Below are 13,881 nucleotides of genomic sequence, written 5' to 3'. Positions count from 1 at the left end.
TCTCCAGCCCCGGTGGCGTCAGCGGCGCTTGCGCCCTTGCGACTTCTTGCCCTGGGTGACGGGTCGCTTCTGGTTCCCGCCGTTCTTCGCCCAGGCGCCGCCGCTGGTGCCGCTCTTCGGGGACTTGCCGTTCTTGGTGGTCTCAGTGCTCGCGTCCTTCGCGGACGTATCGGCCGGCTTCTTACCCGCCTGCGTGGCGTCGGACTTCTTCTGCGTTGCCGGCTTCTGACCGGGCTTGGGCTTCTGACCAACCTGGGGCTTCTGGCCGGGCTTCGGGCCAAGGTTGGTGCGCTTCTCCTTGACCTCGGCCTTCTTCGCTTCCTCTTCCTTGTCGATCTTGGTGTAGACGAGGCGCTGCTGGCCGAGCGTCCAGAGGTTGTTGGAGAGCCAGTAGATCAACAGACCGATCGGGAAGAAGGCACCGAAGACGAGCACACCGGCCGGGAAGATCCACAGCGTCAGCCGATTCATCATCGCGGTCTGCGCGTTCGCCGAAGCCGGGTTCTGCCGGGCCACCGAGTGCCGGGCCGTGAAGTGCGTGGCGACGCTCGCGACGAGCATCAGGGGAATCGCCACCGGCGCCACATCCCAGTGCCAGCCGGTGGCCGCGCCGGCCTGACCGCCGCCCAGTGCCGCCAGGTGGTTGATCGCGTCGCCGAGGTTGACTCCGAAGATCTTCGCCTCGACGTAGGACCGCACGCCCTCGGCGTCGAAGAAGTAGTTGGTCTCCTTGCCCGGCGCGAACATGCGCAGAACGTGGTTCAGGCCGATGAAGACCGGGATCTGCAGCAGCATCGGTAGGCAGCTACCGAGCGGGTTGACGCCGTGCTCGCGTTGGAGACGCTGCATCTCCATCGCCTGCCGCTGGCGGTCGTTCGCGTACTTCTTCTGGATCTTCTTGATCTCCGGCGCGAAGTCTTGCATCTTCTTCATCGACCGGACCTGGTTCACGAACGGCTTGAACATGATGCCGCGGACCGTGAACGTCAGGAATACGATGCCGAGGATCCAGGAGATGGCGTTGTCCGGCCCGAAGACGAAGCCGAACACCTTGTGCCAGCACCACAAGATGAACGACACAGGGTAGTAGATAAAGTCGAGCACTGAGCTACTCCTCGGTAGACATACCAGGGCTTTGGTACCGGAAGCTGAACTTCTCCGGCACGGGGTCCCGTCCCGGCGGGGTCCACGGACCGCACCGCAGCAGCCGGCGGATCGCGAGATAGGAGCCGCGGGCGGCGCCGTGTTTCGTCAGCGCCTCGACCGCGTACGCACTGCAGCTCGGGTAGAACCGGCACATCGGGGGGAAGTAGGGCGAGACCTTGCGGTAGAGCCGGATCGGCAGCAGAAGGACCCAGGCGGCCGGAGTCGGCCGGGGCGCGGTCGTCGCCTCGTGGGGGTCGGCCATCTCGGTGCCGGCCACATGCTCTCTACTCACACCGCTGGTCCATTGTCGTGGCGGGCGGACGGCATCAGCTTCAACCGCCGCAGCGCCGCGTCGAGATCCGAGCCGAGCTCCGCGCTGGTCGCGGTGGCAGCGGGCGGTAGGGCTCGAACTACCAACGCGCTTCCGGCCGGCAGGGTTCCCAGCCTGGCCGCGACAAGATGGCGCAGGCGCCGGCTCACCCGGTGCCGCACCACGGAATTGCCCACGGCCTTGCTCACGACGAACCCCGCCTTCGTCCGCTCACCAGTTCCGGCGAGCGCGTGCAGCACAAGACGGCGGCGCCCGGCTCGGACGCCGCCGCGCATGACGGCACGGAATTCCTCACTCCGCCGCAGGCGAGCGTCGGCCGGAAGCACGCAACGCCTCGCAGCAGGCGAGGTCAGGCGGAAAGCCGCTGACGGCCCTTGCGCCGGCGAGCCGCCAGGATGGCCCGGCCTGCCCGAGTACGCATCCGGAGCCGGAACCCGTGGGTCCGCGCGCGTCGGCGGTTGTTCGGCTGGAAGGTGCGCTTGCCCTTGCTCACGGCTCAGTTCTCCTGGTCTCAACGTCTGTTCGTGGTGTCTGGCGACCAACGCGCGACCCGGGGAAGCCCTACCAGGAAGATGGGCAGCCTGAACGGGCCCGCTGTCAGCGGCAGACTTTAAGAGGGTACGCAGTCGGCGAGTCGCCATTGACACCGCCCCCTGCCCGTGCACAGCCAGTCACGCTCGAGGCGCGAATGGCAACACGCCGTACATCATGAAATGCTTGCCCGGAACGACGGCTTGTGGCAGACACACGGAGCTTGTTAGCGTGCCCCTTCTCGGCATGACTTTCTCAGCATGACTTATGAGGGGCACGTTCAGCGCCGCTGGAAGGTGGGAGACTTCGGCTGGCGGTACCGTGATCCCTGCGGGGTGGAGTGCCTGCGGGTCGCCGTACATTGATGCACAGTTGTGGACAACCTTGTGGATACCTGCTGCGCGGGTGGCCACACTGACCTGCTATGTGCCTTTCGGACGTCGGGCAGGCTGAAGGTCGAGGGGAGGGGAGCGGAGCAGGGTGTCTGAGCACCAGGTGAACCTGGCTGTCGTCTGGGAGCAAGTCGTCAGGGAGCTCTCCGACGGAACGCTGTCCCCTCAGCAGCGTGCCTGGATGCGGGTGACCCGGCCCATCGGGCTCCTGGACGGCACCGCGCTGCTCGCCGCGCCGAGCGACTTCGCCAAGGAAGCCATCGAGCGCGCGCTGCGCGAGCCGATCACCGCCGCCCTGTCCCGCCGGCTCGGCCGCGACGTCTCCCTCGCCGTCAAGGTCGACACCGCCGACAGCGCACCCGCCCCGACCTCGCCCACGTCGCCTCCGCGCTACGCCACCGCGGGCAGGCTGGAGGGCAACCTCGGGACACGGCCCGACGGCCCGCCGCCGATGCCCTCCGCCGAGGACACCATGATCATCCCGGCGATCCGGCCTCCGCGCCCCGACGTTGCCGAACGTCCTCTGCCGCCCGCCATGCCGAACGGCACCGCCGACCAGAACGACGACGGGGACGAAGAGGTCGACGAGGAAGGCGAGGCGCTCGCCGCGGTCACCGAGATCTGGCCGACGTTCTCGGGCCAGCCCACCGCCGGCCAGCCCTACACCGCGCCCGCGCAGCCGCAGACGTCGAAGACGCGGCTGAACGAGAAGTACACCTTCGACACGTTCGTCATCGGCGCGTCCAACCGGTTCGCCCACGCGGCCGCGGTCGCCGTCGCCGAGGCGCCGTCGCGCGCGTACAACCCGTTGTTCATCTGGGGTGAGTCCGGACTCGGCAAGACGCACCTGCTGCATGCCGTGGGTCACTACGCCCAGCGGCTGTTCCCCGGCATGCGCGTGCGGTACGTGTCGACGGAGGAGTTCACCAACGACTTCATCAACTCGCTGCGCGACGACCGCAAGGTCGCCTTCCAGCGGCGGTACCGCGACATCGACATCCTGCTCGTCGACGACATCCAGTTCCTGGAAGGCAAGGAAGGAACCCAGGAGGAGTTCTTCCACACCTTCAACACGCTGCACAACGCGAACAAGCAGATCGTCGTGTCGTCGGACCGTCCGCCGAAGCGGCTGGAGACGCTGGAGGACCGGCTCCGCACGCGGTTCGAGTGGGGCCTGATCACCGACATCCAGCCACCGGAATTGGAGACGCGCATCGCGATCCTCCGCAAGAAGGCGGCGCAAGACCGCCTGGCGGTTCCCGGTGACGTGCTCGAGTTCATCGCCGCGCGCATCGAGGCCAACATCCGGGAACTCGAGGGCGCGCTCATCCGCGTCACGGCGTTCGCCTCACTCAACCAGCAGCCGGTGGACGTCGGACTGGCGGAGATCGTGCTGCGGGATCTCATTCCCGATTCGCAGGCGCCGGAGATCAGCGCGTCGACGATCATGGGTGTCACGGCGGAGTTCTTCGACGTGACGCTCGACGATCTGTGCGGGCCCGGCAAGACGAAGGCGCTCGCCACCGCTCGCCAGATCGCCATGTACCTCTGCCGGGAGCTGACGGACATGTCGTTGCCGCGCATCGGGCAGACGTTCGGCGGCCGCGACCACACGACGGTCATGCACGCGGACAAGAAGATCCGCAAGGAAATGGCCGAGCGACGTCGGATCTACGACCAGGTGCAGGAGCTGACGTCGCGCATCAAGCAGCGCGCGCGTCAGTGAGGCCGGCCGCTTCCTTATCCATATAGGCGCGCTGCGGGCGTGCCCGCGTCGCAGGGCGCGTCGTGTGCGCCCCGGCAACGCATCCCTCCCTCACCCGGATCGGTGACTGTCCGATTCGGGCAGTCGTCGTGCGCGCGGAAAGCTGCGTCCACTTCGGTCAGACGAGGCCGAATGCGTTGCCATGGCGGGACATCGCGACATCCCGCTTCCGGAGCCGTATCGGCTGTCTCCACACCCCATCCACAGGTCGGTACCCAAGCTGTCCACGGAGCGCGGTGACGAACGCGCTGCACACGCCCCTTGGCACCCCAAGCTGTGCACACCATGGGAGCAAAGAATCCCCAGGGGTGTGGAGATCCTTGCCTGTCACGGGGTTTGTCACCCCCGCGGGCGATCCGGGTCACGTTTCGGTGGTGCAGAGGCTGGGCACAGATCGGCGCACAGCTGGGGACAACGCTGTGGAAATCTGGGGACAACTGTGGAGTGTTTGAGGACAGCGAAATCTGTCCACCGACGCCGCCGACTCATCCACCGCTGTGCACCCACAGGCATCCACATGCCGACGCGCTTGCGGACCTGCGGTGATCGCGGCTGTCCACACAACCCACAGCCCTTACTACTACGACTGAACAAAGCTCTTTCGAAGAAGAACAAACCAAAAACAGGCGAGCGGCGAAGCTGGGGACAAGCGGCTCGAGCCACGACCGGGCCGGGATGACGGCGTGGCCGCTCACGCTCTAACGTGGAGACCCACACCCCGGTCCGCTCGGTGCCGGTTTGTCGCCATGTCGACACACCGCAGCCGGGTGAACCCACACAGCCACGACCTCGGTCACTCCCTGCCCATGGGGGGCGCTGCCGGGGCGGTTTGTCGTCTTTCGAGCCGAACGGCTCGGCCGTCGAAAGGATGGGCACCATGAAGATCCGCGTCGAGCGTGATGGGCTCGCTGACGCCGTCGCCTGGGTGGCACGCAGCCTTCCGTCCAGGCCGCCGGTTCCCGTGCTGGGTGGTGTGCTTCTCGACGCCGGTGCCGATGGGGGTTCCGACGCGCTGACCGTGTCCGGCTTCGACTACGAGGTCTCGGCGACCGTGGGTGTCCCGGCCACGATCGCCGACGGTGGCCGCACGCTGGTGTCCGGCAGGCTGCTGGCCGACATCACCAAGGCGCTGCCCGCACAGCCCGTGGAGATCTCGGTCGACGGCGCCCGCGCGTCGATCACCTGCGGCAACGCCCGGTTCAGTCTGCCGACGATGCCGGTTGAGGACTACCCGCAGCTGCCCGCGCAGCCGGATCTCGCCGGCGAGGTGGCGGGCGAGGCGTTCGCGCAGGCTGTTTCCCAGGTCGCCGTCGCGGCAGGCAAGGACGACACGCTGCCCATGCTCACCGGCATGCGGCTGGAGATCTCGGGCAGCAACCTCACACTCGTGGCGACCGACCGGTTCCGGCTCGCGATGCGGGAGTTCAGCTGGTCGCCGGCCGAGGAGATCGGCGACGCGGCCGTGCTGGTGCCCGCCCGCACCCTCGCTGACGCGGCGAAGTCGCTCGGGACGAGCGGCGCGACCGTGCAGGTCGGCCTCGCCAGCGGGGACGGGCTCCTCGGCCTGGCCGGCTCCGGCAAGTACACGACGACCCGCCTGCTCGACGCCGAGTTCCCGCCGTACCGCCAGCTGCTCCCGAGCCAGCACAGCTCGCGCGCCGTACTGCAGGTGTCGCCGCTGGTGGACGCCATCAAGCGCGTGTCGCTGGTCGCGGAGCGGGGTACCCAGGTGCGGCTGGAGTTCGCCGACGGGACGTTGCGGCTCTCGGCAGGCGGCGACGACGAGGGCAGCGCGGAGGAGGAGCTGCCCGTCGACTACGAGGGCGAGCCGGTGATCATCGCGTTCAACCCCGGTTACCTCGTGGACGGGCTGGGCGCCCTGCACGCCGACCGTGCGGAACTGACGTTCACCACCCCCAACCGGCCCGCACTCATCAAGCCGGCTGACGAGAACGGTGACGTCGTCCCCGGCTACCTCTACCTGCTGATGCCGGTGCGGCTGCCCGGCTGAGCGATAAGCAAGACAAAGGGGAACATTCAATGGTGCAGCTCGGACTCGTTGGCCTGGGCAGGATGGGCTTCAACATGCGCGAGCGGCTGCGGGCCGCCGGGCACGAGGTCGTCGGCTACGACCGCAACGCCGAGGTGAGCGACTGCGGTTCGCTCGGCGAGCTCGTCTCGGCGCTGGCGGCCCCGCGCATCGTCTGGGTGATGGTGCCCGCGGGGGAGCCGACCAAGCAGACCGTCGCCGAACTCGGCGACCTGCTTTCCGAAGGCGACCTCGTGATCGACGGTGGCAACTCACGCTTCACCGACGACAAGCACAACGCCGCCGTACTCGCCGAGAAGGGGATCGGCTACCTCGACGTCGGCGTGTCCGGCGGCGTGTGGGGCAAGGCCAACGGTTACGGCCTGATGGTCGGTGGCGACAAGGCTCTCGTCGAGCGGGCGATGCCGATCTTCGACGCGCTGCGCCCGGAGGGACCGCGCGAGGAGGGCTTCGCGCACGCCGGCTCCGTCGGCGCGGGCCACTACGCGAAGATGGTGCACAACGGCATCGAGTACGGCTTGATGCAGGCCTACGCCGAGGGCTTCGAGCTGCTCGAGGCGGCCAAGGTCGTCGAGGACGTGCCCGCCGTCATCAAGGCGTGGCAGCGCGGGACGGTCGTCCGGTCGTGGCTGCTGGAGCTGCTCGTCCACGCCCTTGAGGAGGACCCGGAGCTGGACGACCTCGAAGGCTACGTCGAGGACTCGGGCGAGGGGCGCTGGACGTTGGAGGAGGCCATCAATCACGCCGTGCCGGCGCCGGTCATCTCGGCGGCGCTGTTCGCGCGGTTCGCCTCGCGGCAGAAGGACTCCTCGGCGATGCGTGCCGTCGCCGCGCTGCGCAACCAGTTCGGCGGCCACTCCGTCAAGAAGGCCGGCGAGTAGGCGCGGCGCGGCGTGTACCTCCGTCACCTCCAGGTGACCGATTTCCGTTCGTGGGAGCACGTCGACCTGCCACTCGAGCCGGGCGCGACCGTGCTGGTCGGGCAGAACGGCCGCGGCAAGACGAACCTCCTCGAGGCGATCGGTTACGTGGCAACCCTGGGTTCGCACCGCGTCGCCACCGACGCGCCGCTGGTGCGGCACGGGTGTGAGCGTGCGCTGGTGCGGGTCGCGGTGGTCAACGAGGGCCGCGAGCTGACGGTCGAGCTGGAGATCGCCCCCGGCAGGGCGAACCGGGCCCGGGTCAATCGCGGGGCCGTCGGCAGGCCGAGGGACGTGCTGGGCATCCTGCGCACGGTGTTGTTCTCTCCGGAGGACCTCGCGCTCGTGCGTGGTGACCCGGGCGAACGCAGGCGTTTCCTCGACGAGCTGCTCGTGCTCCGGGCACCGCGGTACGCGGGCGTGCGCAGTGACTACGACAAGGTGCTCCGCCAGCGCAACGCCCTGCTCAAGTCGGCGGGCAAGAAGCGTGGCGACGACCCGTACGCGCTGTCCACGCTCGACGTCTGGGACAACCACCTCGCCACGGTCGGCGCCCAGCTGCTCGCCGCACGGCTCGATCTCGTCGCGGACCTGGCGCCGCACACCGCGGCGGCCTATGCCGGGGTGGCACCGGACTCGCGGCCTGCCCGGATCTCGTACCGGTCGAGCCTTGGTGCGGCGCTGCCCGCGGAGTACGGCGTGCCCGGAGGCGACCGCGCCGACCAGGAGCGGCTCACCGAAGTCCTGCTGCACGCCCTCGGCGAGTCGCGCGCGAACGAGCTGGAGCGTGGGGTAAGCCTGGTCGGACCGCACCGCGACGAGCTGGAGCTCGTGCTCGGCGATGCGCCGGCGAAGGGTTACGCGAGTCACGGCGAGTCGTGGTCGTTCGCGCTCGCGTTGCGGCTCGGTTCCTACGAGCTGTTACGGGGCGAGGCAGGGGGTGAGCCGGTGTTGCTGCTCGACGACGTGTTCGCCGAGCTCGACCGCAGGCGCCGCGCGCGGCTGGCCGAGGTCGCCGCGAGTGCCGAGCAGGTGTTGGTCACAGCGGCTGTGGATGAAGACGTCCCCAAGGAGCTCGACGGCGTCCGCTTCGCGGTCGCGGAGGGTGAGGTGCAACGTGCCTGATCACGGGCGTTTCGGCGCAGCGCAGCCACACCGAGTGACCGGGGCCACAGCAGTTACCCACCGATCTGGGGATAAGGCTGTGGATAGTGTGGATAACACCCCGAACCTGTTATTGCCCGGGGTAACGGCAGACCATGATCGCCACGTCAATAGCCCTCCCGTGGGGGGATTCTCCGGTGAACTACCCGTGCGAGGTACGCAGGGTGACGATTCGCCGCGATCGCAGGCGGTGACCGCGCCGGGCGACGGCGATCATCCACAGGGCAGGGACCTGGCTCACGCCGCCCTGCAAGCCGCCAGGGAACGCGCGGCCAAGCGCGGCCACGAACCCGGCTACCGCAAGCCGGGCAAGGTGCGTGTCGCGCAGAATCCGCGCCGGCGCCGCTGGTCGGGCCCCGGATTCGACGAGCGGGACCCGCAGCCGCTGGGCAGACTCGCCTCGCGCATGGCGACCCAGCTGGGCTGGAGCGATCGGCTCGCGAACGGCCAGGTGTTCGGGCAGTGGGCGCGCCTGGTCGGCGAGGACGTCGCCGAGCACGCGCAGCCGGTGACCCTCAAGGACGGCGAGCTGGTGGTCAGGGCCAGCTCCACGGCCTGGGCGACCCAGCTCCGGTTGCTGCAGCGCCAGCTGCTGGCGAAGATTGCCGCGGGAGTCGGGCACGGCGTCGTCAAGCGCATGCGGATCCAGGGGCCGACCGCGCCGAGCTGGCGAAAAGGTCCGCGCCATGTGCCCGGCCGCGGGCCCCGCGACACCTACGGCTGACGCCCGCCGCAGCAGTTGATGATGAACACGCTGAAAGCCCGAGATACGGCGTGTCACCACCGCCGCGAGCATCCCGACTCGTTCCGGTTCGAGTTCGTCGCTCTGTGACGAACTCAGGGGTGTCCTTGATGCATGTGAGAGGAACCGGCCAAGTAAACTTGGACAGGTAAGCCGGATTGATGCCGGACGAGTATCAGCTGGTGTGCCCGTGCCCACCACGTCCCCGCGCGTGCGCCCTTGGGCGAGATTGAGGAGAAATCAGGCCGGTGGCAGCGAACAAGAGTGAATACAGCGCGTCCTCCATCACGGTGCTCGAGGGCCTGGAAGCCGTCCGCAAGCGCCCTGGCATGTACATCGGGTCCACCGGTGAGCGAGGTCTGCACCACCTGATCCAGGAGGTCGTGGACAACTCGGTCGACGAGGCCATGGCTGGCTTTGCCACTCGCGTCGAGGTGACCCTGATGGCAGACGGCGGCGTGCGTGTCGTCGACGACGGCCGCGGCATCCCCGTCGAGATGCACCCGAAGGAGCAGCGGCCGACCGTCGAGGTCGTGCTCACCGTGCTGCACGCGGGCGGCAAGTTCGACAGCGATTCCTACGCCGTTTCGGGTGGTCTGCACGGTGTCGGTGTCTCCGTGGTGAACGCGCTGTCCAAGGCGCTCGACGTCGAGATCCACCGCGACGGCAGGATGTGGACTCAGCACTACGAGCGCTCCCAGCCCGGCGAGCTGATCGACCACGGACCCACCGACCGCACGGGGACCACCGTCACCTTCTGGGCCGACCCCGAGATCTTCGAGACGACGTACTACAGCGCCGAGACCGTCGCGCGACGGCTGCAGGAGATGGCCTTCTTGAACAAGGGCCTCACCATCGTGCTGCGCGACGAGCGCGTCGAGGACGAGAACGGGCAGGACGCCACCGGGGAGCGCGCGCAGGTCAAGGAGCGCGTCTACCACTACCCGGGCGGTCTCGAGGACTTCGTCAAGTACATCAACAACGCCAAGGAACCCATCCACCCGAGCGTCATCAGCTTCGAGGCCAAGGGCGAGGGCATCGAGGTCGAGGTCGCGATGCAGTGGAACAACGGGTTCACGCCGTCGGTGTACACCTTCGCCAACACCATCAACACCCACGAGGGCGGAACGCACGAGGAGGGCTTCCGCGCCGCGCTGACCCGCGTGGTCAACGCCTACGCGCGCGACAAGAAGCTGCTCAAGGAGAAGGACGCCAACCTCACCGGGGACGACGTGCGCGAGGGACTCGCGGCGATCGTCTCGATCAAACTCGCGGAACCGCAGTTCGAGGGCCAGACCAAGACCAAGCTGGGCAACAGCGAGGCGCGGTCCTTCGTCCAGACCACGTGCAACGAGTGGCTGGCCGACTGGTTCGAGCGCAACCCGTCCGAGGCGAAGGTCATCATCAACAAGGCCGTGTCGAGCGCGCAGGCGCGCCTGGCCGCTCGCAAGGCACGGGACCTCGTCCGCCGCAAGGGCGCCATGGACATCGGCGGCCTGCCGGGCAAGCTCAAGGACTGCCGCTCCACCGACCCGAAGGAGTGCGAGCTCTACATCGTCGAGGGTGACTCGGCAGGCGGCTCCGCCAAGGAGGGCCGCGACTCCCGGTTCCAGGCGATCCTGCCGATCCGGGGCAAGATCATCAACGTCGAGAAGGCGCGCATCGACCGGGTGCTGAAGAACCAGGAAGTGCAGTCGCTCATCACGGCGCTGGGTACGGGTATCCACGACGACTTCGACATCTCCAAGCTCCGCTACCACAAGATCGTGTTGATGGCGGACGCCGATGTGGACGGTCAGCACATCCGGACGCTGCTGCTGACGCTGCTGTTCCGGTTCATGCGGCCGCTCATCGAGCACGGGCACGTCTATCTGGCGCAGCCTCCGCTGTACAAGATCAAGTGGCCGCGGTCGGAGCCGGAGTACGCCTACTCCGACAAGGAACGTGACGGTCTGCTCGAGGCCGGCGCCGCAGCGGGCAAGAAGCTGCCGAAGGAAGAGGGCATCCAGCGGTACAAGGGTCTCGGCGAGATGAACTCCGAGGAGCTGTGGGAAACCACGATGGACCCGGCCAACCGCGTCCTGCTGCAGGTCAACCTCGACGATGCCGCCACCGCCGACGAGCTGTTCTCCGTGCTGATGGGCGAGGACGTCGAGGCTCGCCGCTCGTTCATCACCCGCAACGCCAAGGACGTCCGCTTCCTCGACGTCTGATCCGCGCCTCGTCTACTGAGGACTGTCCAACCGAGAAGGACCTATGACGGAAACCTTGCCTCCGGATCACGACCGCATCGAACCGGTCGACATCCAGCACGAGATGCAGCGCTCGTACATCGACTACGCGATGAGCGTGATCGTGTCGCGGGCGTTGCCGGACGTCCGCGACGGCCTCAAGCCGGTGCACCGCCGCGTCCTGTACTCGATGTACGACTCGGGTTTCCGGCCCGACCGCGGGTACAACAAGTGCTCGCGCGTGGTCGGCGACGTGATGGGCAACTACCACCCGCACGGCGACTCGGCGATCTACGACGCGCTCGTGCGGCTGGCGCAGCCGTGGGCGATGCGGTACCCGCTCATCGACGGCCAGGGCAACTTCGGCTCCCCGGGCAACGACCCCGCGGCCGCGATGCGGTACACGGAGTCGCGCCTCGACCCGCTGGCCATGGAGATGCTGCGGGACATCGAAGAGGAGACCGTCGACTTCTCCGACAACTACGACGGCCGCACGCAGGAACCGGACGTCCTGCCGAGTCGCATCCCGAACCTGCTGGTCAACGGCGGTTCGGGCATCGCGGTGGGCATGGCGACCAACATCCCGCCGCACAACCTCCGCGAGGTGGCCGACGGCGTCATCTGGACGCTGGAGAACCCGGACGCCAGTGACGAGGAGCTGCTGGCCGCGCTGATGCAGCGCATCAAGGGCCCGGACTTCCCGACGCGCGGCCTGATCCTCGGCAGCCAGGGCATCGCCGACGCCTACCGCACGGGCCGGGGCTCGATCCGCATGCGCGCGGTCGTGGAGGTCGAGGAGGACGCCAAGGGACGCACGACCCTGGTGGTCACCGAGCTTCCGTACCAGGTCAACCCCGACAACCTGGTCGAGAACATCGCCACCCTCGCCCGCGACGGCAAGATCACCGGCATCGCCGATATCGCCGACGAGAGCAACAGCCGCAGCGGCATGCGCATCGTGATCACGCTCAAGCGGGACGCGGTCGCCAAGGTGGTGCTGAACAACCTCTACAAGCACACCCAGCTGCAGTACAACTTCGGCGTCAACATGCTGGCGCTGGTCGACGGGGTGCCGCGCACCCTGCGGCTCGACCAGATGATCCGGCACTACGTCAACCACCAGGTCGACGTCATCGTCCGGCGCACGCGGTTCCGGCTGCGCAAGGCCGAGGAACGCGCCCACATCCTGCGCGGGTACGTCAAGGCGCTCGACCAGCTCGACGAGGTGATCGCCCTCATCCGGCGGTCGCCGACCGTGGACGAGGCCCGCACCGGCCTGATCGAGCTGCTCGACGTCGACGAGATCCAGGCCACCGCGATCCTCGACATGCAGCTGCGCCGGCTCGCCGCCCTGGAACGGCAGAAGATCGTCGACGAGCTGGCCGACATCGAGGCCAAGATCGCCGACTTCCAGGACATCCTCGACCGTCCGGAGCGGCAGCGGGAGATCGTCCGGGACGAGCTGGTGGAGATCGTCGACAAGTACGGCGACGACCGCCGGACGAAGGTCATCCCCTACGACGGCGATGTGTCGATCGAGGACCTCATCGCCGAAGAGGACGTCGTCGTCACCATCACCCGCACGGGGTATGCGAAGCGCACCAAGACCGACCTCTACCGCTCGCAGAAGCGCGGCGGCAAGGGTGTGCAGGGCGCGACGCTCAAGCAGGACGACATCGTCCAGCACTTCTTCGTCTGCTCTACGCACGACTGGCTGCTGTTCTTCACGAACAAGGGCCGCGTCTACCGGACCAAGGCCTACGACCTGCCCGAGGCCAACCGCAACGCGCGTGGCCAGCACGTCGCGAACCTCCTGGCGTTCCAGCCGGACGAGCAGATCGCCGGCGTCATCCACATCCCGGACTACGAGGCGGCGCCGTACCTGGTGCTCGCCACGCGGAACGGCCTGGTCAAGAAGTCGAAGCTGACCGACTTCGACTCGGCGCGCTCGGGTGGGCTGATCGCCATCAACCTGCGCGAGGGCGACGAGCTGGTGGGCGCCGTGCTCGCGTCGGGCGAGGACGACCTGCTGCTCGTCTCGGCCGAGGGCCAGTCGATTCGCTTCCACGCGACCGACGAGACGTTGCGCCCGATGGGCCGCGCGACCTCGGGCGTGCTGGGCATGCGGTTCAACGAGGGTGACGAGCTGCTCGGCATCAGTGTCGTGAAGGAGAACACGTTCCTCCTGGTGGCGACCGACGGCGGATATGCGAAACGCACCGCGATCGAGGACTATCCAGTACAGGGCCGTGGCGGCAAGGGCGTGCTCACCATTCAGCACGACAGCAAACGTGGCAGGCTGGTGGGTGCGCTCATCGTCGACGCGGACGACGAGTTGTACGCCATCACCTCGAGTGGCGGGGTCATCCGGACTCCTGCCGCGCAGGTGCGCAAGGCCGGACGGCAGACGAAGGGGGTCCGTTTGATCAACCTCGACGAGGGGACCACCTTGTTGGCCGTGGCGCGCAACGCCGACCGGCCGTCGGACGTCCCCAACGGGGACAACGGCCAGGCACCGGAGTCCGAGAACGGCGAGGTCTCCGAGGCAGGCGACACGACGAACGGCACGACGCAAGAGCAGTAGCAAGCGCGGATGTGGACAAGGGACT

At 67.9% G+C, this 13,881-nt stretch carries 11 protein-coding genes; 7 read left to right on the top strand and 4 right to left on the bottom strand.

Annotation, left to right across the window (positions count from 1 at the left end):
• Positions 1-18: 18 nt before the first annotated feature.
• The 4 genes from yidC to rpmH are packed head-to-tail and all read right to left on the bottom strand — an operon-like array spanning position 19 to position 1,970.
• Positions 19-1,104: a membrane protein insertase YidC gene (yidC, locus tag ACFSZT_RS03715; protein WP_377395486.1), complete on the bottom strand. Its 1,086-nt coding sequence runs from the start codon at positions 1,102-1,104 to the stop codon at positions 19-21.
• A gap of 4 nt (positions 1,105-1,108) precedes the next feature.
• Entirely contained in the window at positions 1,109-1,408 is a 300-nt protein-coding gene (yidD, locus tag ACFSZT_RS03710) for a membrane protein insertion efficiency factor YidD (RefSeq protein ID WP_377396305.1), read from the bottom strand.
• Between the two features lie 26 nt (positions 1,409-1,434).
• Positions 1,435-1,803: a ribonuclease P protein component gene (rnpA, locus tag ACFSZT_RS03705; RefSeq protein ID WP_377395484.1), complete on the bottom strand. Its 369-nt coding sequence runs from the start codon at positions 1,801-1,803 to the stop codon at positions 1,435-1,437.
• Between the two features lie 23 nt (positions 1,804-1,826).
• Entirely contained in the window at positions 1,827-1,970 is a 144-nt protein-coding gene (gene rpmH / locus ACFSZT_RS03700; RefSeq protein WP_083841012.1) for a 50S ribosomal protein L34, read from the bottom strand.
• 518 nt (positions 1,971-2,488) lie between these two features.
• Between rpmH and dnaA the strand changes: the two genes are divergently transcribed.
• The 7 genes from dnaA to gyrA all read left to right on the top strand — a co-directional run bounded on the left by dnaA (position 2,489) and on the right by gyrA (position 13,856).
• Complete coding sequence (dnaA, locus tag ACFSZT_RS03695) at positions 2,489-4,126, top strand: chromosomal replication initiator protein DnaA (RefSeq protein ID WP_377395481.1); 1,638 nt, start codon at positions 2,489-2,491, stop codon at positions 4,124-4,126.
• Between the two features lie 916 nt (positions 4,127-5,042).
• Positions 5,043-6,176 carry a DNA polymerase III subunit beta gene (dnaN, locus tag ACFSZT_RS03690; protein ID WP_377395478.1) on the top strand — a complete coding sequence of 378 codons (1,134 nt, stop codon included), beginning with the start codon at positions 5,043-5,045 and terminating at the stop codon, positions 6,174-6,176.
• 29 nt (positions 6,177-6,205) lie between these two features.
• Positions 6,206-7,096, top strand: coding sequence for a phosphogluconate dehydrogenase (NAD(+)-dependent, decarboxylating) (gnd, locus tag ACFSZT_RS03685; RefSeq protein ID WP_377395475.1), 891 nt, complete (start codon positions 6,206-6,208; stop codon positions 7,094-7,096).
• Between the two features lie 12 nt (positions 7,097-7,108).
• Complete coding sequence (recF, locus tag ACFSZT_RS03680) at positions 7,109-8,260, top strand: DNA replication/repair protein RecF (RefSeq protein WP_377395472.1); 1,152 nt, start codon at positions 7,109-7,111, stop codon at positions 8,258-8,260.
• A 229-nt stretch (positions 8,261-8,489) separates the two neighbouring features.
• Positions 8,490-9,023, top strand: coding sequence for a DciA family protein (locus tag ACFSZT_RS03675; RefSeq protein ID WP_377396302.1), 534 nt, complete (start codon positions 8,490-8,492; stop codon positions 9,021-9,023).
• Positions 9,024-9,289: 266 nt separating this feature from the next.
• On the top strand, positions 9,290-11,254 hold the full coding sequence (gyrB, locus tag ACFSZT_RS03670; protein WP_377395469.1) for a DNA topoisomerase (ATP-hydrolyzing) subunit B: 1,965 nt from the start codon (positions 9,290-9,292) through the stop codon (positions 11,252-11,254).
• A gap of 43 nt (positions 11,255-11,297) precedes the next feature.
• The gene (gene gyrA / locus ACFSZT_RS03665; protein WP_377395466.1) at positions 11,298-13,856 is read left to right on the top strand and encodes a DNA gyrase subunit A; all 2,559 of its coding nucleotides are present in this window, start codon (positions 11,298-11,300) and stop codon (positions 13,854-13,856) included.
• Positions 13,857-13,881: the final 25 nt, after the last annotated feature.

The sequence above is a fragment of the Prauserella oleivorans genome (assembly GCF_042685745.1).
Lineage (GTDB): Bacteria > Actinomycetota > Actinomycetes > Mycobacteriales > Pseudonocardiaceae > Prauserella_A > Prauserella_A oleivorans.
The sequence above is the reverse complement of the archived record's forward strand: the minus strand, read 5'-3'. Positions and strand labels throughout refer to the sequence as shown.